General features: G+C 43.1%; 24 protein-coding genes. 9 read left to right on the forward strand and 15 right to left on the reverse strand.

All coding sequences use genetic code 11. The annotated features are described in order from the left end of the window. Positions 1 to 144 precede the first annotated feature (144 nt). Together V6C11_RS17730 and V6C11_RS17735 are read right to left on the reverse strand one after the other, a co-directional pair. Positions 145 to 681, reverse strand: a complete 537-nt coding sequence (locus V6C11_RS17730) for a GDYXXLXY domain-containing protein (protein ID WP_333532533.1) — start codon at positions 679 to 681, stop codon at positions 145 to 147. Continuing rightward, a complete protein-coding gene (locus V6C11_RS17735; RefSeq protein WP_333532534.1) occupies positions 678 to 1724 on the reverse strand; it encodes a DUF2157 domain-containing protein in 1047 nt (348 codons plus the stop codon). The genes V6C11_RS17730 and V6C11_RS17735 overlap by 4 nt, the downstream gene beginning before the upstream one ends. Positions 1725 to 1935: 211 nt before the next feature. Here V6C11_RS17735 and V6C11_RS17740 point away from each other — a divergent pair, with 211 nt between their 5' ends. Then, positions 1936 to 2493 carry a sigma-70 family RNA polymerase sigma factor gene (locus V6C11_RS17740; protein WP_333532535.1) on the forward strand — a complete coding sequence of 186 codons (558 nt, stop codon included), beginning with the start codon at positions 1936 to 1938 and terminating at the stop codon, positions 2491 to 2493. Between the two features lie 19 nt (positions 2494 to 2512). Further along, positions 2513 to 3661, forward strand: a complete 1149-nt coding sequence (locus V6C11_RS17745; RefSeq protein ID WP_333532536.1) for a DUF4179 domain-containing protein — start codon at positions 2513 to 2515, stop codon at positions 3659 to 3661. A gap of 160 nt (positions 3662 to 3821) precedes the next feature. Here the strand turns inward: V6C11_RS17745 and V6C11_RS17750 are convergent, their stop codons facing one another. The 10 genes from V6C11_RS17750 to V6C11_RS17795 all read right to left on the reverse strand — a co-directional run bounded on the left by V6C11_RS17750 (position 3822) and on the right by V6C11_RS17795 (position 11059). Continuing rightward, positions 3822 to 4502: a hypothetical protein gene (locus V6C11_RS17750; RefSeq protein ID WP_333532537.1), complete on the reverse strand. Its 681-nt coding sequence runs from the start codon at positions 4500 to 4502 to the stop codon at positions 3822 to 3824. A gap of 246 nt (positions 4503 to 4748) precedes the next feature. Further along, a complete protein-coding gene (gene nadE / locus V6C11_RS17755; protein ID WP_333532538.1) occupies positions 4749 to 6659 on the reverse strand; it encodes an NAD(+) synthase in 1911 nt (636 codons plus the stop codon). Positions 6660 to 6740: 81 nt separating this feature from the next. Beyond that, the gene (locus V6C11_RS17760) at positions 6741 to 7244 is read right to left on the reverse strand and encodes a BglII/BstYI family type II restriction endonuclease (protein WP_333532539.1); all 504 of its coding nucleotides are present in this window, start codon (positions 7242 to 7244) and stop codon (positions 6741 to 6743) included. Between the two features lie 109 nt (positions 7245 to 7353). Next, the gene (locus tag V6C11_RS17765) at positions 7354 to 7797 is read right to left on the reverse strand and encodes a YhcN/YlaJ family sporulation lipoprotein (protein ID WP_333532540.1); all 444 of its coding nucleotides are present in this window, start codon (positions 7795 to 7797) and stop codon (positions 7354 to 7356) included. Between the two features lie 17 nt (positions 7798 to 7814). After that, positions 7815 to 8168: a stage V sporulation protein AE gene (gene spoVAE / locus V6C11_RS17770; RefSeq protein WP_333532541.1), complete on the reverse strand. Its 354-nt coding sequence runs from the start codon at positions 8166 to 8168 to the stop codon at positions 7815 to 7817. Between the two features lie 12 nt (positions 8169 to 8180). Beyond that, on the reverse strand, positions 8181 to 9188 hold the full coding sequence (spoVAD, locus tag V6C11_RS17775) for a stage V sporulation protein AD (RefSeq protein WP_333532542.1): 1008 nt from the start codon (positions 9186 to 9188) through the stop codon (positions 8181 to 8183). Beyond that, entirely contained in the window at positions 9188 to 9667 is a 480-nt protein-coding gene (gene spoVAC, locus V6C11_RS17780; RefSeq protein WP_333532543.1) for a stage V sporulation protein AC, read from the reverse strand. Before spoVAC ends, spoVAD begins: the two co-directional genes overlap by 1 nt. Positions 9668 to 9680: 13 nt before the next feature. Further along, positions 9681 to 10541 (reverse strand): DUF421 domain-containing protein, encoded by an 861-nt coding sequence (locus tag V6C11_RS17785; protein WP_333532544.1) that lies wholly within the window; start codon positions 10539 to 10541, stop codon positions 9681 to 9683. A gap of 23 nt (positions 10542 to 10564) precedes the next feature. Next, positions 10565 to 10780: a DUF1657 domain-containing protein gene (locus V6C11_RS17790; RefSeq protein WP_333532545.1), complete on the reverse strand. Its 216-nt coding sequence runs from the start codon at positions 10778 to 10780 to the stop codon at positions 10565 to 10567. Between the two features lie 72 nt (positions 10781 to 10852). Then, complete coding sequence (locus tag V6C11_RS17795) at positions 10853 to 11059, reverse strand: DUF1657 domain-containing protein (protein WP_333532546.1); 207 nt, start codon at positions 11057 to 11059, stop codon at positions 10853 to 10855. A 145-nt stretch (positions 11060 to 11204) separates the two neighbouring features. Here V6C11_RS17795 and V6C11_RS17800 point away from each other — a divergent pair, with 145 nt between their 5' ends. Together V6C11_RS17800 and V6C11_RS17805 are read left to right on the forward strand one after the other, a co-directional pair. Next, positions 11205 to 11885, forward strand: a complete 681-nt coding sequence (locus V6C11_RS17800) for a DUF421 domain-containing protein (protein WP_333532547.1) — start codon at positions 11205 to 11207, stop codon at positions 11883 to 11885. Between the two features lie 25 nt (positions 11886 to 11910). Then, on the forward strand, positions 11911 to 12291 hold the full coding sequence (locus tag V6C11_RS17805) for a DUF4363 family protein (RefSeq protein WP_333532548.1): 381 nt from the start codon (positions 11911 to 11913) through the stop codon (positions 12289 to 12291). A gap of 95 nt (positions 12292 to 12386) precedes the next feature. Here V6C11_RS17805 and nhaB read toward each other — a convergent pair whose 3' ends face one another. Then, positions 12387 to 13913 (reverse strand): sodium/proton antiporter NhaB, encoded by a 1527-nt coding sequence (gene nhaB, locus V6C11_RS17810; RefSeq protein WP_333532549.1) that lies wholly within the window; start codon positions 13911 to 13913, stop codon positions 12387 to 12389. Positions 13914 to 14336: 423 nt separating this feature from the next. Here nhaB and htpG point away from each other — a divergent pair, with 423 nt between their 5' ends. Continuing rightward, the gene (htpG, locus tag V6C11_RS17815; RefSeq protein WP_333532550.1) at positions 14337 to 16181 is read left to right on the forward strand and encodes a molecular chaperone HtpG; all 1845 of its coding nucleotides are present in this window, start codon (positions 14337 to 14339) and stop codon (positions 16179 to 16181) included. A 90-nt stretch (positions 16182 to 16271) separates the two neighbouring features. Here the strand turns inward: htpG and V6C11_RS17820 are convergent, their stop codons facing one another. After that, complete coding sequence (locus V6C11_RS17820; protein ID WP_333532551.1) at positions 16272 to 17657, reverse strand: substrate-binding domain-containing protein; 1386 nt, start codon at positions 17655 to 17657, stop codon at positions 16272 to 16274. 173 nt (positions 17658 to 17830) lie between these two features. Between V6C11_RS17820 and V6C11_RS17825 the strand changes: the two genes are divergently transcribed. After that, positions 17831 to 18943 carry an iron-containing alcohol dehydrogenase family protein gene (locus V6C11_RS17825; RefSeq protein WP_333532552.1) on the forward strand — a complete coding sequence of 371 codons (1113 nt, stop codon included), beginning with the start codon at positions 17831 to 17833 and terminating at the stop codon, positions 18941 to 18943. A 79-nt stretch (positions 18944 to 19022) separates the two neighbouring features. Here V6C11_RS17825 and V6C11_RS17830 read toward each other — a convergent pair whose 3' ends face one another. Further along, a complete protein-coding gene (locus V6C11_RS17830; RefSeq protein WP_333532553.1) occupies positions 19023 to 19853 on the reverse strand; it encodes an amidohydrolase family protein in 831 nt (276 codons plus the stop codon). Between the two features lie 250 nt (positions 19854 to 20103). Between V6C11_RS17830 and V6C11_RS17835 the strand changes: the two genes are divergently transcribed. From V6C11_RS17835 to hpsG, 3 genes are all read left to right on the forward strand, one after another. After that, on the forward strand, positions 20104 to 20829 hold the full coding sequence (locus tag V6C11_RS17835) for a GntR family transcriptional regulator (protein WP_333532554.1): 726 nt from the start codon (positions 20104 to 20106) through the stop codon (positions 20827 to 20829). A 419-nt stretch (positions 20830 to 21248) separates the two neighbouring features. After that, positions 21249 to 22562, forward strand: coding sequence for an MFS transporter (locus V6C11_RS17840; protein WP_333532555.1), 1314 nt, complete (start codon positions 21249 to 21251; stop codon positions 22560 to 22562). 179 nt (positions 22563 to 22741) lie between these two features. After that, on the forward strand, positions 22742 to 25228 hold the full coding sequence (hpsG, locus tag V6C11_RS17845) for a (2S)-3-sulfopropanediol dehydratase (RefSeq protein ID WP_333532556.1): 2487 nt from the start codon (positions 22742 to 22744) through the stop codon (positions 25226 to 25228). Positions 25229 to 25258: the final 30 nt, after the last annotated feature.

Consider the following 25258-nt stretch of genomic DNA (forward strand, 5'->3'; position numbering starts at 1 on the left):
GGTTAATGTATAATCTGGCTGTAAAGTGTTGTTCACAACTATATTTTACAACAAAAGACGGCTTCTGGCATTTGCCAGTCGCCGTCTTTTGTTGTTTTCCAAGCTATCTTACTGCGACAGCCCCTTTCTGGTTTGGACTAGTTTTTAGTATTTACTTAAGTCAACCAACAGCGGGTAGCCATTATAAACTTTGACCTTGGCCGAAACCTTACCTTCTCTGGCGGCATCTTCCAGTTCTGGGCTGCTGTTCTCTGGGATGAAGTATTTATCAAGCTGGTAGTCTAGTCTAACACGATATTCGCTGTCAATTCTCTCTACATACTGATAGCTGCAAGGAAGGTGAAGACCTTTCGGTTTATCGGATACAATGCGATCTACCGTGTGATAGGAACCCTCTTTTTTAAGAACGGCATAAAGCTTTTTTTCCCGGTAATTTTTTGCCGCTTTGTTATAAGGGCCTTCGTTATTAACAGGATTAAAGTCGCCCGGCATTTTACTACTGGCAACCGAGGATATTTCATAAGCAACCACCATATGACGGCCCCGGAATAAATCATAAGGGTCAACGGGCTGCGTTTTAAGAAGTATTTCCTCTCCCAGGGTGTAAGTAAGCACCGGTTTAACCGTCAGTCCAAGTAGGATCAATAGCGGTAACAAAGCAATTAGAAGATACTTTCTCATGAACGCACCCCCTTTCTTCTGCTGTGCTCAATATAGTAGCCAAAGAGTAAGAGTAGCAGGCCGCCGCTGATAAAGACAAAGGACTTGGACATAAAAGCATAGGTAAAGTCAATGTAATAGCGGAAAATAGTGGCGCAAATAAAAATTAAAGGTATCAAGTATTCCTTTTTAACGAGCCAGAGCAGGTAGAGGAGGTAGCCAATAGAAAAGGCAATACTTATTTCCGTACTAAATGAAGCCAGTTTCCCAACCTCCCAGATGCCTGGGAGAGTAAGCATGAAACCAGTGATGCAAAAGAGCAGTGCTCCCTGCCATCTGTAGATAGGCGGCAGTTTATAAAAGGCGACCTGGCCGAGGATAAACAATAGAAGAACCGTCATAATCGGTTCAAACGTAAAGAATTTTCCCAGATAAATAACAGCGGCAATCGAAAGCAGATGATTAAATAAAGTAATGGAGTGAGAGGGGATACCCCTGGCAAAAGAGTAACCGGCCGGCAGTAACAAAATACCATAGGCAAATCCGGCTGTATCAATAGAACCGAGAGTATAGATAAGCAGCAAAAATTGCGTAAAGAGGAAAATAAGCTTATCTTTATAGAGCAGGGCAGCGGGACAGACCCCGATGGCCCAGAGTAAAAAGGCTTGTGTAAAATGCCCGCCAAAATTAAACATCTGACCAATGAGAAAGATGCCGGCACCATAGGTGATTAGTGCCAGGTAGAGAAAGCTCCTGGATGTCTTAGGATATTTCTCTGACATAGAGTAGCTGACTGCGATAAAGCCAAGAAATATACCAACAATGATTAGATATTTAACAAGTTTGGTCAACTCATCCCAGTTGGATGCTATGAAGCTAAGAATACCCAATCCTACCAGTACGGCTCCAATGACTAACATGACCCGTACAAAACCAAGTCCGGGCTTTATGGCATAGAGAGCCAGGATTTTATCGGTCTTTTCCTGGCTAAGGACATCCTGCTCCCGGCTGTACGCTAGTTCTTCTTGCAAAAACTTATACTGCTGTTTACTAAGATAGCGCATTTTACCAAACCCCTTTCACTAGTTAAGACGCAAAAACCAGGAAAAGGGTTCTTGATAAAGCGTAAAAATCCCCCATTAATAAAAGGATGTCAAAAAAGAGAAACAGCGGCTCGATTGCTTGCCGTTGTTTTTTTAAATTTATTTTGAGAAAAACGGATGTTAACTTCGTTGTATAGAGTGTAAGAGCTTTTGCAAGGAAAGGGGGGGAACCATGAATAGCAATGGAAATTACATAAGGCGCTTGAAAAATAGAGAGGAAGCTGCCCTGGAGTTGATCATGGATGAATTTTTTCCTTTGGTGAAGGGTATTGTCAGACAGGTCCTGCTTCCTCTCAGAAGGCAGGAACTGGTAGAGGAATGTATCAGTGATGTTTTCTTGGCCCTTTGGCATAATGCGGAAAAATTCAAGGGGGAAGGCGAAGTGGATTTTCGCAAATGGCTCTGCGCCATCGCTAAATACAAGGCCATTGATTTTTATCGCCGGGAAAGAAAATATGTTGAAATTCCTGCTTCTGATCAGGAGAGCCTGGACATGCTGCTGCCGCAGGCATCGGCCGAAGAGCAGGTGCTTTTTAAAGAAAACACCAAGGAGATGAAAGAACTGCTGAACTCCTTTTCTGCTACAGATCGCAGCATCTTCATTATGAAATTTCTTTGGGGTATGTCCGCAGAAGAGATATCCGGCAAATTGGGACTAACCAAATCCGCTGTGGATAATCGTATTTACAGGAGCAAGAAACAACTGATAGAAGGTGTCTTGAGTTTTTAGAGAAGGGGGGAATGAACCAGTGAAAGATATCTATGAATATTTTAATGAAATAAATATTGACCCAAGTGAGTTGGCAGAGGCGGAGGTAGACGAGCTGGAAAAGGCGAGAGTCAAAAAAATGGTCAGAGAAAAGATTGCTCAAACCAGTCAGCCGGTTGGGTTGAAGAAGAGGTGGAGAAAAAGCAAGGCCATGGTGGCTGTAGCCGCTATTACGATTATGCTGGCGGGCATCTCAGGCTTTGGCCTGGCCTTTCCTGTTCATGCCAAGGAAGTTCCTGTGGTAGGTGATATTTTCCGGTTTTTAGATGGCGGGCGGACGGGAGTTTATGATTTGTATCAAGAAAGTGCTTTGGACATCAATATGATAAAGGCAGATAATGGTATCGAATTGACACTAAACCAAGGGGTCTATGACGGCAGAACCTTAGCCCTGACCTATACCATAAAAACCAAAGAAGACTTGGGCGAAGAACTGTACGTGCGGGATCACCTCCACGTTAGGGGTGTCACTGGCATGACCGGTGGCGCGCAGGTAAGAAGGGTTAGTCCCGGTGTCTATGTGGGGCAAAACAACTATTCATTTCCCGGCGAAAAGGTGCCCCGGGATACCCTCTCTTTCCGCTGGAGTGTTTCTGGGGTAAGTAGCTTAGGGAGAGTCGAGCAAGAGATTAAGACGATAGACTGTAGACTGAACTACAGCGTGGCTTTAAAAACCTTGGCTTATAAAGAGGTAATGATTGAGAAAAATCAGGATCGGGTTCAGAATGTGGCTGTTAGCGCAAAGCAACTCTCCCTAACCCCCATTAATACCATTCTGCACTACTCGGAGATCAGCCCCAACAATCTGTCCAGATCGGTGCAGTTGGATTGGAAGATCAAGGACGATTTGGGCAATGTCTATGAGTATGAAGGGAATGGCGGGCAGGGCCAGGTTGGTGCTGAAACAACGGAAATGGAATATAGCATCACCTTTAAACCCCTTGATCCTAAAGCGAAAACCCTGTTGATTACACCGACCTTGAAACTGTATCCTACCAAGGGCGGCGGTGTGTCCATTGATGAAAACGGCAAGGAAACCCACTTTACCAATGAAGGCTTGCCAAAGGGAGTCACCGCTGGGGAGTGGACGATGCAACAAATTACCGTAGACCTTAGCACCGCGAAATAAAACGAGCAAGCTGTTTAAAGAGAAAGAGGAAGACCCGCCCTATTTTTGCGACGGGTCTTTCTTAATTGTCTAAAAGAATGATATTCCACTCTTTTCTTTTCCCCCAGGACTTATATTTACATTCACGAACGTTCCATAAAACTAAGCCAATTTTTGCTAACTAATCAATCATTTTATTTAATCTTCCCCCAGCCAGTTTATTTTTTAATTGTGTTCTTACGATTTTATAATAAGAAATATTTTTCTGTTCACAAACCGCAGGAGGTTCTTTTTTCTTTCTTTTGCCTTTCCTAAATTCTTGTTCGGTGGGCAATGCCCGATATTTTGTGGATTTGATAAATTTTGTCTGCTCGGATGAGATGCCAGCCATCCGGCAGTTAATTTGCTCCACCAACTTTTCCCCGAAAGCACCGGCATTGGATTGAATGATCTTAACATCAGACATAAATCCTAGAATTTTAGAGGTATGTACCCGGTCGACCTCTTCCTTGGTCCGGCAGCGTTCAAGTGCTTTTTTGTAGGCTCGGCGTTCCTCTTTGATGTCCATGGCCCTTTGGTACAGTTCTGGGTTCTTTTGTTTCAAATATTGTAATTCTTCATCGGTCAATTCGCCGCCCGCCCAAAGTTTTATATCCAATGAGGCAGTTTTGTTTCCCTCGTTAATTTTGGCCAAATCCTCTTGGAATTTTTCAATTTCCCTTTGTTTGGCGGTTTTTTCTTCGTTAGCCTTGGGCATAGCAGGGTTTTGCTTTTGCTGTTCAAACTTCATCTTAAGCTCGGTATTTTTCAAATAGTTTTGCATTGTACCGGATATAACGGGCAGAAAGCTACCAGACAACATGCGCAAGCACCACCTTAAAAATACTCTATACTTATATTATCGGTCTATTTATAAAAACTGAAATGTTTTCACGCAAATGAAAATAAGAATGTTTTTCGACATACAGAGATATTTTGAGACGAATAGGGTATGTCAGCTTACCTATATGGTAAAAAGATAAGTTTTGCAAGTAGGTGACAGGCATAAAGGGGTCAGGGTTGCGGTAGTCATTATTGATAATGACTACCGCAACCCTGACCCCTTACGCTATAACCTCATTAATTCTTCCTTCAACTGCAAATACCCTTTCGTAAAATAAACCCCGTTCTGAGCTTCCCGGTGGTCAAAGCCGAAGGCCCTGGGACTTAGGGCTAGGATAGGGGGGGCTTGAATGCGCTTGGCCACACCCATGCCGGTAAATTGTTTCCACCAGCGTTCTAGGTCAGAAATAAATTCTGACGCGGCGGGGAAGACCTTATTAATCCGTCCGGCCTCACAGCCCAGTTTTTCTTCCAGTATCCCTTCTGCATACCAGGTCAAAATATCCTCAGGGGTAGCCTTGTCCCACCATTGAACGAAGGAGCGAAAGAGATAGTCGTGATAGGAGTAGATGATCGGGTCTCCTTTACCTTCATCAACGGCCTGTTCAAAGCTTAATTCAGCACTGGGCACAATGTCGATAATGCCCTGCGGTATTACTTCACGCCGGTACACCTGATGATTTAGATAATTGGCAAGCTCATAGACCTGATACTTCCATAAATCGGCAGTGGCAGCTAGAAATCCTGCCTGATCTCCATAGAGGGTGGAGTAGCCTACCGTGGTTTCCGTTTTGTTAGCATTACAGGAGAAACCGCCCCCAAATGCAGCAGCCACTGCCGCTAAAATCCGGGCGGAACGATCCCTCGCTTGGATGTTTTCAGCCATAAAGGAGCTAATTCTTAGGTAGTTGGTTTGGCCTGAATTTGGATTAATGATCGGGGTGCTTTCCAACTGGCTGAGCGTATAGTCCACCGATTCTTGTATCGGTATTACTGTATACAGGCAGTTTAAGTTTTCGGCCAGATGCCGGGCCAAATTTTTGGTGGTCTGGGAGTTGTATTTACTAGGCATATTTACCAATAGCAGATTTTCTGGACCCAGTGCATTTGCATAGAGGGCAGCATTAAGAGCAGAATCAATGCCGCCGGAGATACCAATAACTACTTTTTTCAAACCAATAGAAGAAGAAAATTTTTCAATGCCATATTTAAGGGATTGGTAAATATAACCTGCTTCTTGATTAGCTGGTACCTGTTCGGTAACGCCACGAAAGGTCTCAGAGGTTAAATTTAGTTCAAATATCTCTGAACTCTGTTTAAATGGTTCGGCACAATGATAGATCACCGTACCGTTTTTATCATAGGCGGTACTGGAACCATCAAAGGTATAAATGGTTTTGCCATTGTTCTGGATACCTACGTTATTTACATAGATTATTGGAACCCCAGATTGCTTGGCTAAGCGGGAGAAAATCCGGTTTCTTTTTTCGTTTTTTCCCAGGGTAAAGGGGGAACAGGAGATATTAATAAACATATCCAGTGGTTTTTTTTCGGCCAGGGTTGCCATGGGCTTTAGCGCATAAAAATCTTCACTCCACCCATCTTCACACAGCATACAACCCAAGGCTAAGTTTTGTCCCTTTAGGTTAAGATAAACCGGCTCTAATAGCTCTGCTGGAGCTTTGCTGTATTCCTGGGCTAATTTCCGTAGGCTGTAAAAATGCCGTTCATCATCGAATTGCCGGTAGTTAGGCTGTAGGGTTTTAATTCGAAAGGGATAAGGAAAATTTTCCTCGCCCAGAAGTTTGCCGTTTTGGGCCACAAAAAAGCCATTATATTTGCGAACTCTACCGTCGTCACCCTTTTTACCCCAGTCTATGCCCACATTGCCAAAGAGCACGGTTAAGCCCTGAGAAGCCTTAATCACATCTTGGCCGTAGCTTTCACAATCCCGTAAAAAGGCTGGTTGTTCCCAGGTATCCCCCAATAAGTAGCCAGAAATACACATTTCCGGTAGGATTACCAGATCAACCTGGGCATGGCGGGCTTCATCCATCATCTTTAATATGGTTGCTGTATTGATGTCGGGATGTCCCGGTATTATTTCCATCTGGCCCATCATAATTTTTATCTTCATGCCATCGCCTCTTCTGATGTTTTCCATTCTATCGTTTGCCTTATAAACATAAAGAATGCCCGGTACATGTTGGTACGGGCATTAGGCAGCATCAATTCCGATTAAAAAAATAGGTATTTGCAGGGTTGTTTTAAAGTTTCGTAAATACCGATCGGTTTTTTCAAAGGTCATGGCCCCGCTCCAATTTTGACCAAAGGTTTTTCTCATTTGTTTTTGGAAGTTATGGGTGGTTACCACAAAAATACCCATATCAATTTTATCGGAATTGTGTACGGGAGACAACTGAAATTTTAACAGATTATGCCCTGTTAATGACGCATGTCGGAAGCCAATCTCTAGGCCAATGTTGTTTTTTACCAGCTCAATCTTATCAAAGGGGTTAACTGGTTCGTGAAAAAGCGAGGGGTTATTTTGCCAGCCGTTATTTTTAAAAAGCTCCTTTAATAAGTGGTTATAGTAAATCCGAGAGAGGGAAGGAATGTCATTGGTTGATTGCAACAAGAGATTATCGATCTCATTTGCAAAATCATCCGCCATTATATCGTGGGCCGACCGGTAATAATGCTTTTGTAAAGCTATTTTCATCGCCCTCACCGACCTTTTGTTTAGTATTAACTATAACTTCTGCGAACTTTCTCTATTTCCTGCCTATAAGGGGTCAGGCCTTGAATTATTCAAGGCCTGACCCCCAATATTACCCATTCATGTCTTTATTAATTCCTTCAACTTTCTTATGCAGCTCAGTGGTGGTGCGCAGGTTTTTCTCCGTGATTTTTTTTTCTATCTCTTGAAGTTCCTTAAATAACTTTTTATCGGAGGTCACATGTATTTGGTATTCATCGTTGATTTCTGACATCTTGCTATGAACTTCTTTTTTTATTGAATCGAGCCTTAGTCGATCAAAGCCACTGACTTTGATGCCGGTTGAGATATTTTTATCAATAACAACTGCGGTGGAGGCTTCTACACCTTTAACTGTTAAAGCGGCTTTTTTAGCTTTTTCAGCCAGTTCCGGTTCGATTTGTACGGATTTTTCCTTTTTAGCTGATTTCTGTTCCGGCTTTTTAGTGGATTGCATCTGACAGCCCAGGGAAAGAATCATCATTCCCAATAGGACGAAAGTGAAGACTTTTTTCATTTGATCACCTTTTCTATCTATCCTTTAGGTTTTACAATAAGTGCAGCCATAAAACCAAAAATAATGGCGGCAGAAATGCCTGCACTGGTCACTTCAAATATGCCGGTTATAATGCCTACAAGTCCAGTGGCTTCAGCCTCAGCCATGGCCCCGTGGACTAATGAGTTGCCGAAACTGGTGATAGGAACGGTAGCACCGGCACCGGCAAAATCAATTAAAGGCTCATAGAGACCTAAACCGTCTAAAATTGCACCAGCCACCACTAATAGGCTCATGGTGTGAGCAGGGGTCAATTTTCCTATATCCATCAGTAACTGTCCCACTACACAAATCAAGCCACCTACCACAAAGGCCCAAAAATACCCTTCCATTTGTAATACCCCCTAAACATTCAGCTCCAGAGAAACAGCATGGGCGATACAGGGAATGCTTTCCTTCTGCTGGTAAGATAACGGCGAAAGCAGGGCACCAGTAGCAACAATTAATACCTTTTTTAATTCACCCTTTTTCATCCGATTTAAAATGTGTCCATAAGTGACAACAGCTGAACAACCACAACCGCTGCCCCCGGCGATCACTGGTTGATCTTTACTGTAGATCAGCAGGCCGCAATCAGTAAAAATTTTCTCTGGTATTTTTAGTCCATGTTTTATTAACAAATCACGGGCGATGGTATGCCCTATCTGTCCCAGATCTCCGGTGGCAATTAAATCGTATTCCTGGGGGGATATGCCAAGATCCCTCAAGTGTGCTGTAATGGTATCGACCGCTGCCGGGGCCATGGCAGCACCCATATTAAAGGGATCACTTAGACCCATATCAACGACTCTGCCGATGGTAGCGGAAGTCACCCTGGGCCCATCTCCCTGGTGACTCAATAAGGCTGCGCCGGACCCTGTTACAGTCCACTGGGCGGTGGGAGGTCTTTGACTCCCATATTCCGTTGGGTAGCGAAATTGTTTTTCCACTGCGGCGTTATGGCTGCCAGTACCACAGAGCAAATATTTGGCTGCATTGCTTTCGATTAGCAGGGAACCTAGGGCCAGTCCTTCCATTGAGGTAGAGCAGGCACCAAATAAGCCTAGATAGGGGACGGCCAAACTACGGGCTGCAAAGCTGCAGGAAATAATTTGGTTTAATAAATCACCGCCTAGGAAAAACTGAATATCCTGCTTTTGCAGTCCGGATTTTTTTACGGCAATTTCACAAGCCTCTTCCATCATTTTTTTTTCAGCCTTTTCATAGCTGTCCTGTCCCACCCATAGGTCACCGTGAATTAAGTCATAATCATTGGCCAAAGGACCGTTGCCCTCGAAAGGACCTACCACAGTACCAGTAGCCAGTATAGCGGGTTTATTGGGGAATACCCAGGTTTGATGGCCCTTTAACATTAACCCACCCCCAATGCTTTCAATGAGGTTTTAATTAGTGCCACGATAAATGCTGCAAAGACGCCAAAAACAATAACAGATCCGGCTAATTTAAACATGTTTCCCCCCACACCGAGGACCAGTCCCTCCGTGCGGTGCTCGATGGCGGCGGAGGCGATGGAATTGGCAAAGCCTGTTACCGGCACAGCGGTACCGGCACCTGCCCATTGAGCAATATGATCATAGATTCCCAGGGAGGTAAGAATAACAGATAGTAAGATTAAAACAGCAGCAGTGGGGCCTCCGGCAGTTTTCTCTGTAAAATCAAAATTCCAGATAAAGATATCCTGGATTCCCTGACCAACTAAACAGATTAGTCCCCCCACCAGGAAGGCCCTCAATACGTTGGTCAGTACCGGGCGTTTTGGCTCCCTTGCTTTAGCAAAGGCTTGATATTCCTGTTGGGTGGGGGTTAATTTTTTCTTCTTTTTATTTGACATGTATTTTCACCCCTTACCTTTTAAGCAAAGGCTTTAATTCCGAAATGATTTGATCCAGTTCTGCTGCACACTGGCTATAGTTTTTTTTGGCAGAGGCCGCCTTCGTACCGAGGGCATACAGTTCACAGTCAGCCTGGCATTTCTTGAGAGTAGCATAAACCAAGTCCTTCGTTTTGGGTTGTGGCACTTGGGCGGCATCATCAAATAAATCTAAATAGAGTTGCCCCAAGGAGTCCACCTGGGCAATAAATACATTTTCCGGTGCAACTCCCGCTTTCTCTAGTTCTGTATGCAGCCAGTTTCGATTGAGGCCCATTGCTGTAAGGGGTTCATCCATGACAACCCCGTCTAGCATCACCGTTTGAGGTACACTTTCATGGTTAACTTGCAAACCAATCGTAGAGGCAGTGACCGGTTGGTTTCCCTTTTTCAAAAGTACGCTGACATCTCCACTTGGTTCCAACATGGCAAACTCCACATCGGCAACTTTAAAAGCATTATTTCTGCGCAGATGACTAAGTAGATCTTCAGGGGTGAAACGAACCTCTTTAAGTTTATCTTCCAATACCTTGCCGTGATTGATCAGGATCGTTTCTTTGCCCAACAAAATATCTCGGACTGTTTTGTATTTAAGGGCCAGCCAAAAAAGAAAAATCGGTAACAATATCCATACAGCCAGTGCCGCTAAACCATTTATCAAACCATTGGTAAGATTAAGGGAAGTAGCAGCAGCAAGTACACCAATGACAATGGCGGTTATTCGATCAAAAAAAGTGAGATGGGAAGTCTGCCTTTTGCCCATGATCCGAACAACTAGCAGAGTTAAGGCAAAGATCCCCAGGGAGCGAAGTCCTATGATTAACCAATCTGGCATGATTCAATTCCCCTTATCGGTTTTTATAAACCCTTGTACTGTGGTTCCTCAAATTCAAGTATTTTTACTCTATTTTCAAGTCTTTCAATAATTTCATGGATGCGCTGGGAATTATTTTGCAGCAACTTTATATTCGCTTCGTCTTGTTCGATACGATGAAATACCTCTAAGGTTGCCTGGGTTCCCTTTAAACTGGCAAGGGTTTGCTTTACCTGGGCAGCTACGGTCACTTCAATCACCCCACCTAAATATCTTTCGTAATGGAGGCAGTTTATATACAAAAACCGGATCCAGGACCCGGTTTTTGTATATTAAAAGCCTTTGTATTGTGGTTCTTCCTGTTCGATTTGTTGCACCCTTGGTTCTAGGCTGTCTATAATTGATTGGGTTTGTTGGGCCGCCTGGGTATACAAATCCTTAGCCTGCTGATTTTGGGTGTTGAGAGCAAAGGACTCGAAATTTGATTGGGCACTTTTTAAGCTGGCAAAGGTTTGTTTTACTTGTGAAGCTACTGTCATGTCAAATTCCTCCTTTCAATATTCTGAGTTTAAGTTGCCCGATAAAAAAACGATCTATTCTCCTGAGGCAAATAATAATTTGTATAAATTAATTATTTTTAGGGATAATTAAAGAGGATTGACATTTACATTGGGGTGTTCTTAGTTGATTCTTGTTATGATACGAACTTTAATTTTATTTACCCTAGTGGTAGTTGCTCTGCGGATTATGGGTAAAAGGCAAATTGGTAAACTTCAACCATATGAATTGGTCATTATTATTATGTTGGCAGAGTTGGCCTCTTTACCAATGGCTGATAACCGATTTCCGCTGGTAATTGGCATTATAGCCATCATCACCTTGGCATTTTTAGAGGTGCTTATTTCTTATACATTATTAAAAAGTCAGAGACTTCGTGGGTTCATCTGCGGCGGACCAAGTATTTTAATTGAAAATGGCAAAGTCATGGAACAAGAGCTATATAAATTGCGTTACAACATAAATGATTTATTGGAACAATTAAGGACAAAAAATTTTCCCGATATTGCCGACGTGGAATTCGCGATCCTGGAAACAAGCGGAGAGATCAGTGTTATTCCAAAATCCCAAAAAAGACCAATTAACCCTGCGGATCTTAATATTCCTACGGATTACGAGGGAATACCCATCTCTTTAATTATTGATGGTTATGTTATTGTACATAATCTTGATAAAATAAATCTTTCTGAACAATGGTTAAGCAGTGAACTTAGTAAATTTGGTATTCATGACCTAAAGCAGGTACTATTAGCAAGTTTAGATACCCAGGGCAATTTGTTTTATCAGCTCAAGAATCAAAGGGCCTAGAACTTTTTTGGATGTGAGGTAGGGCATGAAGCAATTAATTATATTATCGATTGCAGTTGCTTTGGCAATTGGCTTAGGTTTGTGGGTTAACCATTCATTGGAGGTTGCGTCTCAGGATTTATGCCAGAGCATTCAAGTGTTGACAAAGGAAGTTGAACGGGGTAACTGGCAGGAAGCCTCTGGAAAGGTGGAGCATTTGGAAAAACAGTGGCAGGAGATTGGATCTTGGTGGCCAGTGGTATTGGATCATCAGGAAATCGATAATATAGAATTTTCCTTGGCTAAATTAAAAGAGTATGTTGCAGCAAAAAATAGGGCTCTATCGATGGGAAGTCTTTCGGAGTTAAAACTAATGATCCTGCACCTACCAGAGAAGGAGACGGTCAATCTTAAAAACATACTGTAAATGTAAGAGGGGTCAGGCTTTGAATCATTCACTTATTTGCAGCAATGCTGATAAGTGAATGATTCAAAGCCTGACCCCTTGGTGTTACCTTTTGACTACAGCAGGTACATGGTTGCCAACAAACCTGTAATAGTCATAACGATGGTGTATGGCAGAGCCAGTTTTACCATTTCCATGTAAGACAGGCGAATCAGCGGAGCAAGGGCAGAGGTTAACAGGAACAGGAACGCCGCCTGACCGTTTGGTGTAGCAACGGAGGGGATGTTTGTACCCATGTTAATTGAAACCGCCATCTTTTGGTAATGATCCAGCGCAATGCCGCCAGCCTCAAAGGCCTTTTGTGTTTCAGTCATATATATCGTAGCAACAAATACGTTGTCACTGATTGCAGAAAGAACACCGTTTGCCGCAAAGAAAGCAACAAGTTGATTCTGTCCGTCCATATTCAGTACCCACTGAATGATCGGCGTAAACAGATGCTGGTCATGAATAACCGCAACAATGGAGAAAAATACGATCAGCAGTGCTGTAAAGGGCAGTGCTTCTTCAAAGGCATGACCGATGCGCCCTTCTTCAATAACCCCGTTGAAAGCTGTAAGCAGGATAATAATCATTAAACCAATAATACCGACTTCTGCCAAGTGAAGTGCCAGGGAGAAAATTAGCACAACGCCGGCTATCGCCATAATAATTAGGCGTACACGCTCGCGATTATCCATCGCAGCTTCTTTGGCTTTTACGTCATCTTCCATAACCTTTCGAACAGAATCAGGAAGCTGATAGCCATAGCCCCAAAACTTGGTGATTTCAAGAAGCATGGAGGTAAGAAGACCTACGATCAGTACCGGAATGGAAACAGAGGCGCAATTTAAAAAGAAATTAACAAAGTCCCATTTCATAATGGTGCCGATCAGTAGGTTCTGCGGTTCACCAACCAGTGTTGTTGCTCCGCCCAGCGCAGTACCCACCGCACCATGCATCATCAGATTGCGTAGAAAACCACGGAATTGGTCCAGGTCTCCCTGATATTTGGCATCAATAATATGGTCGTTATTAACATCATACTTTTCGCCTTTTTCGATGGCAGCAAACTTGTGGAAGATACTGTAGAACCCATAGGACACGGCGATAATCACTGCCGTTACGGTTAGCGCATCCAGAAAAGCGGAAAGAACGGCACCCATAATAGAGAACAGGAATGCAAGGGCGACTTTAGAGCGTACCTTGGTAAGGATCTTGGAAAACAGGTACACAAGACCGTCTTTCATAAAATAGATCCCGGCAACCATGAACATTAGAAGCAGAATAACCGGGAGGTTCAATTGAACTTCGTGATAGATCGATTGTGGATTAGTAAGCCCGATCACTACGGCTTCGACGGCAAGAAGTCCACCTGCAGGGAGCGGATAACATTTTAGTGCCATGGCAAGGGTAAAAATAAATTCGGCAATCAATACCCAACCGGTAACGTACTTACCGACGGTAAACAATAAAATAGGGTTCAACACCAGAAAAGCGAGAATAGTTGTTTTGTACCAGTTCGGAGCGTCACCCAGAAAATTTGCTTTGAATGCTCCTCCGAAACCCAGCCGTTTCACTTGTCCGAGACCCTTCTGTTCCATACGACATACCTCCAAAATGTGAAATTCTAATTGATCTTTTTTCTCTTAAAAAACACTTAAGTTTGGGCTGCCCTTGAAAAACTTCCAAACAAGAAAAGGGCAGCCCTAATAAGAGCTACCCCCCCCGTTAGCAAAATCCTTGCACAGAAAAAACTGTACAACACGTTTAAACAATGTTTAATTATCTTAGAGTATAACAAAAACAAAAACGGTTGTCTAGGAAAAAAACAAAAAGATTAGATTAACGGTAAATTACTGCTGTTATTAAGAATTGTCAATAAAATGTTGTCACCTGTGTAGAATATGTAGGTCTGAAAAGTCTCCTTCTTTTGTTATTCATACATAATATTGACAAATGTATTGAGCCTAACTATATTATTTATTGGGAATGTTTTACCCTAAATCAGTGGAGGAGGTAAAAAAATGACGCAACAGGTCAACCACGAGGTACATGAGTTTCAAGCCGAGGTTAAACAGCTTCTCAACATTGTCATTCATTCCCTTTATACGGATAGGGAAATTTTTCTGCGGGAGCTTATCTCCAATGCCGCGGATGCCTTGGAAAAAATTCGTTACCGTAAAATAACGGATAAAGAAATAAGAAATGGTGAATTGCCGCTGGAAATATCCATTAAATTAGACGATCAAGGGCATACCTTGACCATCGAAGATAGTGGTATCGGTATGACACGGCAGGAGTTAATTGAAAATTTGGGGACCATTGCTCATTCTGGATCAAAGGCCTTTATCAAATACCTTGCCGAAGGGGAGCAAAGGGATATCAACCTGATTGGCCAGTTTGGGGTAGGGTTCTATGCTGCCTTTATGGTGGCAGATCGGGTTACCGTAGAGACCCTTTCCTACCAACCTGATGCAGAGGGCACGATCTGGGAATCAGAAGGGATCGGAAGTTATACCATCCATACGAAAGAGGGGCTGCAACGAGGAACCAAGATAACCCTGCACCTCAAAGAGGATGCCCAGGAGTTTGCCAAAGAGGATGTCATCAAGAGGATTATCAAACAATATTCTGGCTTTGTGCCCTTTCCCATTACAGTAAACGGCGAAAAGGTTAATACGGTACAAGCCATCTGGACAAAAAATAAAAATGAAGTTACCGAGGAAGAGTATACGGAGTTTTACAAATATGTGGCCAATGCCTATGAGGAACCTTTATTAAAACTGCATTTTTCAGTGGATGCTCCCCTGACCATGAATGCCCTGTTGTTTTTCCCCAAGGATAATTTTGAACGCTTTGGCTTTGGGCGCCTGGAACCGGGTGTTCATCTATATTGTAGGAAGGTTCTTATTCAACAACAGGCCAAGGATATTTTACCGGAGTGGTTGCGTTTTGTCAGGGGCGTGGTGGATAGTGAGGAAATCCCTTTAAATATTTCCAGAGAAACCATGCAGGATAGTGCCCTGATGGCAAAGCTTAGTAAAATTCTTACCGGACGCATTATTAAGTTTTTAAACCAACAGGCTAAAACAGAACCAGAAAGATACAAGGACTTCTGGCAAAACTTTGGTATGTTTATCCGTGAAGGGGCAACCACGGATTATACCCATCGCAAGGAATTGGTCAAGCTTTTAAGATTTGGTTCATCGAAGGCAGAGGAAGGTCAGTTGGTCTCCCTGCAGCAATATATAGACAGGATGAAAGAAGATCAAAACAGTATCTACTTCATCAATGGTCCCACCAAAGAGGTAATTGAAGCCAGTCCCTATCTGGAAGCCTTCCGCCACCGGGACATTGAAGTCCTTTACACCCATGAGGCGGTGGAGGATTATGTATTAAGCCAATTGGGCGAATATGAAGGAAAAAAGCTTTGTTCACTGGATTCAGCAGACCTTGAATTGCCCGAAGCTGAGCAACAGGGGGAGTCCCTTGAAGCTGATCAAATCGAAGCCCTAAGCCAGTGGTTAAAGGACGTACTGGGGGAAAAGGTTCGTGAAGTCAAAGGGTCAAAACGTCTTTCAGATAGCCCCGCCATTGTTTTAAATGCTGACCAATTTACCAGCAGCATGCACAGAATGATGCAAATGGCAAATCAGGATTTAAATACGGTCGGACCCAAGGTTTTAGAAATTAACCCCTATCACCCCATGATCCAACGGTTAAGCAATCTCAAACAGCAGGATGAAAATTTTGCTAAAATGGCTGCGGAGCAACTATTTGACAATGCTCTAATTTCTGCTGGCTTGATTGTCGACCCCCGGGGGATTGTACAAAGAATGAATAAGATATTGGAAAGAGCATTGCAGTAATTGAATGGATAACCCCTGTAGGGTCAGTATCTACAGGGGTTTTTGTTTTGTGTAAAATGGTTAGCGATCACTTAAGGGACCTTTAAATAGCTACTGCCCACCTTGGGAACCCTGTTCTTCGCCTTCTTTGCCCTTCTCGTCGCCACCCTCACCCTGTTCGATTTTTTTAATTTCTCCGTCTACTTCCACTTCCATCACTTTACCGTCCTGGGTGACGATTTTTACCTTGGTTTTCTTTCCTTGGCCGCCTTTATCACCTTTACTACCTTGACCGGCTTCCTTATCTGAGCCGCTACCCTCGGAGGATTCGGAAGACCCTTGTTGTTCTTGGTTTTGCTCTTGTTCTTGCTGCCCGGCCTGTTCTTCCTGGGCTTTTTTCTCTTCTTTTTTCAGATCACCCCAGCGGGCCAACAGGAGGTGAGATTGTTCCTTATCGATTAAGCGTACGGGTATGATTTTGGCTGGGATATCAAAATTGCCATTTGGAATAATGGTATCATTATTCCAATTACCCTTTTTTGCCAGGTCTAAGGCTGCATCCAACGTAAAATTGGCTAACTGCTCTGGCATGATATCAATTTCGGCATCATGATCTCCTTTGAGCAGTGCCTCGGATGTCTTCTGATCAGCACCCACACCAATGGTTATGACGGTGTTGGCTTTATTCTCAGCCTTTAAGGCCTTAACAGCGGCTTCCGCCAAACGATCGTCTGTGGCGATAATGGCATCGATGGAACCCTCTTGGAGGGTATTCATTACGGTCATTTGGGCCAGTTCGGGGTCACCCTCAGGGTGTTCCTGAACGGTAACCTTTTCTACATTTTTGCTTTGTTCCAAGACCCCCCGGGCACTGTCAGCAATGAGCTTGGCCACAGGGTCCAGGGGATCGCCCTTGATGACAAGAATTTTGACATTGGATTTTATTGCTGGTTGGTCTTGCTGTTGGGAATTTTCACCTGCCTGTTGTCCCTGGCTCTGCCCTTGGGTATTTTGGGCGGAACCATTTACCTGGTTTAAAATGAATTTAGCCTGTAATTCACCAACCCGGGTATGATCGGCAGCTACATAACCATCCAGTGGTGCATTATAGGGGAGTGTTTCCAAGCCAATGACCTTGATCTTAGCTTGGACAATCTTGTCTACCAGTTTGGCACCCTCTTTGGGATCAACAGTTTGCAGGATGATTGCCTGGACCTTTTGTTGGATTAATTTATCAACATCCTTTTCCTGTTGGGAGGGGTCCATCTTAGCATCCAGCCAGGTTAGTTGAATTTTTTCCTTTTTACTGCGATCCTCCATAAATTTCTTAATAATTTTGTTGCCGTCAAACTCCATGGAGGCTAAACTGACTCCGATTTTAATTTTTTTCTGGGTTTCCGGCTTTGGTTGTGGTTCCTTACCGGGACAACCGGAAATAAAAACAAGAGATAGTATGAGCATAAATAAGATCACGGATTTGCTTGTTTTATCCTTCATTGCAGCACCTCTGCTTGTGTATTCTTACATCTATTATGACTTAAAAGAAAGGAAATATTAGCTGAACTTCAATAATTAAAAATAATTAAAGTTTATATCCGTAACAATATGGTCTGGGAGTTAAAATATTGATAGAATTAAAAAGGTGCGAATAACATTTCAGGAGGATCACGATGCAATTTAGTTTTCACTGTCCAACCAAAATATTTGCCGGATCTGAATGCGTTGATCGAAACAGTGGGCAATTGGCAGCCTTGGGCAATAAGGCCTTGATTGTAACAGGGGGAAGTTCCTCCAAAAAAAATGGCTCTTTGGCCGATGTGATCACCGCCCTTAAAAAAGAGGGTATCCAATATGAAATATTTGATGAAGTAGAAGAAAACCCCGGCCTTGCCACGGTGTTCCGGGGCGGGCAAAGGGCGAAGGAAATGGCTGCCGACTTTATTGTAGGTATTGGGGGAGGCAGTCCCCTGGATGCTGCAAAGGCAGTGGCGGTATTGGCGGTTAACGAGATCCGTCCGGAGGAGTTGCTAGAAAGAAATTGGTCTGTCAAAGCCCTGCCGTTCGTGGCCATACCCACCACCGCCGGTACCGGCAGTGAGGTAACACCCTATGCTGTTCTTACAGTGGATACTGCTGAGACAAAGATATCTATCGCCGGCGAAGATTTATTTGCGAAGCTGACCTTTTTGGATGGCAGATACATGTTAAAGCTTAACTGGCAAATCACTGCTAATACGGCGGTTGATGCACTTTCCCATAGTATTGAAGGTTATTTAAATAAGCGAGCCACAGTGTTATCCGATATGTTGGCATTAGAAAGTATTGGTATGCTGGGTAAGCTGCTCCAAACCATGGAACCGGATCATATTTCTCTGGCGCAGCGGGAGGAACTTCTTTATGCCTCGATGTTGGCTGGTATAGTCATTGCCCAAACCGGAACCAATATTGTTCATGCCATGGGTTACCCCTTAACTTATTACAAAAACCTACCCCATGGTTTGGCCAATGGCATGGTACTGAAAGCAGCACTGGACTTTATAGAACAGGATTGTCCGGAAAGGGTTGGTCAGGTGGTAAAGGCAATGGGATGCCATAACCTTTCGGAGGTAGGGGAACTTCTAACAAGGGTGCTGCCCAATGTCGACTTGAAACTTACCCGTGCAGAACAGAAAAACTTTGTTGGTAAAATCATGAAAACGAAAAATCTAGTGAATTCTGCAAAAATTCCGGAGGAAAAGGATATCGATGAGATATTTAAATTAAGTAATCTGGCAGATGGTTAAGAGAAGCAAAAAGGAATCCTGCATCACCTTCTAAGGTGATAGAGGATTCCTTTTTGCTTGTTTTCTGAAAAAATTTATCCTATGTCAGTTTTAAGATACGGGCTGCATTTTTGTACATAACCTTTTCCCGGACTTCAGCGGTAAAGGGTAGTTTTTCGTAGCTTTTGATAGCGTCTTTGAAATTGATAAAGGGGTGGGCACTGGCAAAGAGTAATTTATCGCTAATAATAGTGTTCGCTCCCTGTACATAAAATTCGGACATAGGGAAGAATTCGTATTCAGACATGTCGAAATACACGTTGTTGTTTCTTTGGGCCACAGTAATCATCTCATTGACCCAGGGGTAGGCTCCGTGGCTGACAATAATGGTCAGTTCTGGGAAATCCCGAGCAACAAAATCAATATACCGGGGGGCTACATGATCAATGACTGCATCAGGCACAAGGGAGGCGGGGCCAGTGGTGATGACAATCGGAATGTCTAATTCACAACACTTAGCATAGATGGGATAATATTTGGCATCATTTACATAAATTTTAGCCAGATAAGGGTCGATGGAGGCTCCTTTTAAGCCTAGCTCCTGTACCGAACGATTAAGCTCCCGAATGGCGGCCATGCCTTTATGGGGATCTAGCCCGGCAAAACCAATAAATTTATCAGGAAATTGATGAACCATATTGGCTACGCCATCATTGCTCCCTTTCCATTGATAGGTGGTTTCGGCATCTCTGCCGAGGATAACCGACTTGTCAACGCCATTTTCATTTAATTCCTCGACAATTTCTTCTAATGCCTGGGTCTTTGTATTCGAGAACCCAATGGAATCGCACAGGGCTTTAAACATTTTGCTCTCTCCAATGGCCATAACATCCGGGGTATTGGGTCTAAAACGAAAATCGATTATTTTCATGATTTGAGTCTCCTTTCGATCGTGTTTTTTAACCATGTGTAAGTACTCACAGGAACATAAGGACAGGGAAGGGTAAGAGCTATTTGCTAAAGGTGGCCGGGAGATGTTATGATGTCCGTACCACATCTTGCTATTTATCATATATCTGACAAAAAAAATAAGCAATAGTTTTATACTTTTTGAAAGTAAAAAAGGATAAAGATTCACAAGTGTCGAAAATTCAAGAAAATTGGGCAGGAGCGTGAATTTAGTGGCGTTAAACAGCAGTAACCCCGTACCCTTGCATATACAATTAAAGGAAATTTTATTAAAGGACATTACCCAAGGCATTTATGAGGAAAAAATACCCAGTGAAAGAGAGCTAATGGACCAATATTCGGTAAGCCGTACTACTGTGCGAGAAGCAGTAGCTTCATTGGTTCGCGAAGGGGTATTAGAAAAGATTCACGGGAAAGGTACCTTTATCAATCGTTCCCATCCCATTAATGAATGGTTAGGGTATTTAAGCAGCTTTACAGAAACGATCAACCGAATGGGTATGAAACCAGGTGCTAAATTGCTATCTCAAGGAGTAGGCTCTAACGAGGAAATAGCAGAAACTCTCTGTGTGGAAGAATATTATTACATCAAACGGTTAAGATTTGCAGATGACGAACCGGTAGCCATCGAGAGACATTACTATCCTTTAAAAATAGGTTTAATCTTAAAAAAATATGACCTAAACCAAATTGCTTTATATGAGAAATTGGAATCAGAAGGAGTTAGTTTATCAAACGCAGAGCAGAGGATCCTGGCAGAGAGACCGAGTACAGAAGATGCCGCTCTATTGGAGATACCGGACAATGCTTGTATATTAGTTGCACAAAGGGTGATAACGGACACTTTGGGTAACCCCGTAGAATACTATCACAGTTTTTATCGTGCGGATAAATATGCTTTTAGTTTAAAAATGTCCAGAGGCATGCGGACCGTTTAGCCGAAGACTTGTGACGAAAATTATTTGTCAAGGAAACCTGTTTCTCCTGAATATTTGGTGAGGCAGGTTTTTTTGGCAAAAAAAATGCAATGCAGCTTACAAAATCAACAAAAAAAGCATTGCAATTTTAAGGAGATTGTAATATATTTTACTTAACTGGTACGTACGTGATGACGTTATAACATCGCTATATACCGTTTAACAATTGTGTTAGTAATCACAGGAACAAGGACTCTAGGGATTTTGAAAGGAGGGGCAAGGCGAGGTAAGGGAAAAGGCATTATAAGAATTCATTCAATGTCGTTATGTGAAATGATGATCAATTTAGTCCCTAAACAATTTAGCTTTTTACAAAAAACCACAGCTTTGGATCCCAATTAATTAGCAAGAATATTTGAATAAGATTAGGGGGAAATTTCATGGCGGACAAGACGATGATGCGCCGAGTCGTAAAGGCCAGTATCATTGGGGCTACAATCGAGTGGTACGACTTCTTTTTATACGGAGTAATAGCCGGAATTGTTTTTAACAAATTGTATTTTCCTTCGCATGACCCAGTGGTTTCCACCATGCTGGCCTATGCAACCTTTGCTGTTGGCTTTATTACCCGTCCCCTGGGTGGTGTGATATTTGGTCATTTTGGAGACAAGATCGGCCGTAAGAGTATGTTGGTGTTGACCTTAATGATTATGGGGGGTGCCACCGTATTAATTGGTTTTATACCCACCTATGAACAAATTGGTATTTGGGCACCCATCCTCTTATTAACCATGAGGATATTTCAAGGTATCGGTTTAGGCGGTGAATGGGGTGGTGCGGTGTTGATGACCTTTGAAACTGCACCGGAGTCCGAACGGGGCTATTATGCTAGCTTACCGCAAATGGGACTGGCCATCGGCTTGACTCTGGCTTCCGGTGTTGTAGGTGGGTTATCCTTTATGTTGAGCGATGCCCAGTTTATGGCTTGGGGCTGGCGGGTTGCCTTCATCCTTAGTATTTTATTAGTATTTGTTGGCATGTACATTCGTCTGCATATTATGGAGAGCCCGGAATTTCAAAAGGTTAAAAATGAAAATGCCGAAGTTAAGATTCCCATTGTTGAAGTGTTGAAAAATTATACTGGTAACGTAATGGCTGGCATGGGTGCTCGCTATATTGATGGTGTTGTCTTTAACGTTTTTGCTGTATTTTCAATCAGCTATCTTACGTCACACCTTAACGTTAACCGCACCGATGCCCTCATGGGTGTAATGGTGGCAGCACTGGTTATGTGTATCTTCATTCCTTATTTTGGACGTCTCTCAGACCGCATGGGTAGAACCACACTTTACTTATACGGCAGCTTAATCGTTGGTTTTTCAGCTTTCCCAGCCTTTTGGTTAATGAATGCAAGTGGTGGCAGCACAACAATAATCTGGTTATCCATCATCATACCCTTTGGTATCTTTTACGCGATGGTCTATGGGCCGGAGGCTGCATTGTTCTCCGATTTGTTTGATGCTAAGGTGCGCTATACAGGTATTTCCTTCGTTTACCAATTTTCCGGTATCTTTGCCAGTGGTCTAACTCCGATCATTGCCACAGCACTATTAGCCTATGGCAATATTTACTGGCTCTGTGCCTACGTTGCCTTCGCTGGTGTAATCAGTGCTTACTCCGCCTATTGGCTGCGTTGTAAACAAGCCAATGAAAAGGCCCAGCAAGCGCTTGACAGCAATACAAATGTTGCGTAATTTAACGGGATTTAACAATTAAGAAGCAAAAAGACAGAAAAGCTAGTTGACAAAAAGAAAATACAAGGTTAGTATAAAAACAACTGGTAGTGACGTCACGACGAATATGTCTGTTGCGTCATTACCCAAGTGATTGAAATATCATGTACAAATGTACGGGACAATAAGGAGGTATGAGCATGAGTTGTTGTTGTAACGTATTATCACCTCATGAACAAAGAATTCAAGATGAAATGCTGGGTAAAGATGATTTTAAAAAAGGCAGAGAGAGAATTTATAAAATTTTAGAAAGCTTCAACACCTTGCGTCCTATTATAGATATTGAAAGGGCCAAATATTTCACCGCATCCATGCAGAAAACCGAAGGTGAACCCTTAGTTTTAAGATGGTCCAAGGCTTTAATGCACATTGCTGAAAATATGACTGTTTATATCGATGACAATAACTTGCTGGTCGGCAGAGGTGGTCAACCCGGTCGCTATGGGATGCTCTTCCCTGAGTTAGATGGTGATTTTCTTGATATCGCCATTGAACAATTGCCCAGCCGTGTTGAATCTCCCTTTAATATCTCCCAGGAAGATGCAGATATTGTAATTAATGAAATTGCTCCCTATTGGAAAGGTAAAACCTTCCATGAGGCATTGGCTCAGGCACTTCCCAAAGAGACCTTAAAAGTGACCTATGATCCTCAGGATCCTTTAAAATCCAGGTTTATCGTTAACGAAACTGCTTCTTTCCGCTCCTCTATTCAGTGGGTACACGATTATGAAAGAGTATTAAAGAGAGGTTTTAAAGGGATTAAAGAAGAGGCCCAGCAGAAATTGGCCGCCCTTGATGCCAATAGCCCAGTTGCCAATATGGAGAAAGCTCCTTACCTGCAAGCGATCATCAACGTTTGTGATGCCATTGTCCTTTGGGCGAACAGACATGCTAAGTTGGCTGCTGAATTAGCAGAAAAAGAAGCGGACGCCACCAGAAAACAAGAATTATTGGAAATTGCTGAAATTTGTCAGTGGGTTCCTGAAAACCCTGCCCGCAACTTCCGGGAAGCTGTGCAATCTCAATGGTTTACTCAAATGTTCTCTAGGATTGAGCAAAAGACCGGTACCATTATTTCGAACGGTCGGATGGATCAGTATTTCTACCCCTACTATAAGAAAGACCTTGAAGAAGGTCATATTACCGAAGAAAAAGCAGTCGAATTATTGGAATGCATGTGGGTAGCAATGGCCCAATTTATTGACTTGTATGTTTCCCCCACAGGTGGTGCCTTTAACGAAGGGTATGCCCACTGGGAAGCAGTAACCATTGGTGGGCAGATGCCAGATGGTCGTGATGCAACTAACGAATTAACCTATTTGTTCTTAAAATCCAAACAAGAATTTCCCTTAAACTATCCTGACTTGGCAGCACGTATCCATGCACGTTCCCCTGAACGCTATTTGCATGAAGTAGCTTTGACCATTAAAGAGGGTTCTGGTTTTCCCAAACTCATCAATGACGAAGAGGTTATACCATTATTACTTTCCAAGGGCGCAACCTTCGAAGAGGCCTTTGACTATGCAGCATCCGGTTGCTCTGAGGCCAGAATGCCCAATAGGGATACCTATACCAGTGGTTGTGCCTATGTAAACTTTGCCTCTGCTGTGGAAATGGTTATGTATAATGGTAAAACACGGCTCACTGGGGACGAACTAATTGGTCTAGAGACGGGTGATCCTAGAAACTTCAAGACCTGGGAAGAGTTTTGGCAGGCCTATACCGCTCAAACTACGAACTTCTTAAAACATGCATTTATTCAACAACATGTTATTATTAACCTGCGTCCCAAACACTTTGCCACTCCCTTGGGTTCCTCAATGCATGACCTGTGCATGGAGCATTGCTTAGATCTGCATACCCCGGTAATCCCCGGCGGCATTGATATGGGTTACTTTGAATTAATGGGTTATGGTACCGTAGTTGACTCTTTGATCGCTATTAAAAAGCTGGTCTTTGAAGATAAAAAGTTAACCATGGCTGAATTAATCGAGGCCTTAGAATGCAACTTCGAAGGTAAAGAAGCCATTAGACAAATGCTCGCCAATGCTCCTAAGTATGGTAATAACGAAACCTATGTGGATAGCCTGGCTAAGGAAGTAGATCGTCAAGCCCTTGAATTTACCAGAAAGTATTCCAAGGAGCTAGGTGTACACCTTGACCTGCGGCTGGTGCCCTTTACCTCCCACGTACCCTTTGGTAAGGTGGTAAGTGCAACTCCTAACGGCAGAAAAGCCTACACGCCACTGTCTGATGGATCTTCGGCATCCCACGGTGCAGATGTAAATGGGCCCACCGCAGTGCTGTTGTCCAACTACAACTCCAAGAACTACAACTATCGGGAACGGGCATCCAGACTGCTGAATATTAAGTTTACTCCTTCCTGCGTAGCAGGTGAGGAAGGTACTCAAAAACTGGTCTCCTTTATTCGAACCTGGTGTGACCTCAGACTATGGCACCTGCAGTTTAACATCGTAAATAAAGAAACCCTCCTAAAGGCCAAGCAAGATCCTGATAAGTACCGTGGCCTCATTGTAAGGGTTGCCGGGTACAGTGCTTACTTCTGTGATCTGTCCTCGGATTTACAAGATGATATTATTGCCAGAACCGAGCATGCCGACATGTAATTTATAATAATATGAATTGAAGTTGTAAGT

It is taken from the genome of Desulfotomaculum sp. 1211_IL3151, assembly GCF_036763075.1.
Lineage (GTDB): Bacteria > Bacillota > Desulfotomaculia > Desulfotomaculales > Desulfotomaculaceae > Desulfotomaculum.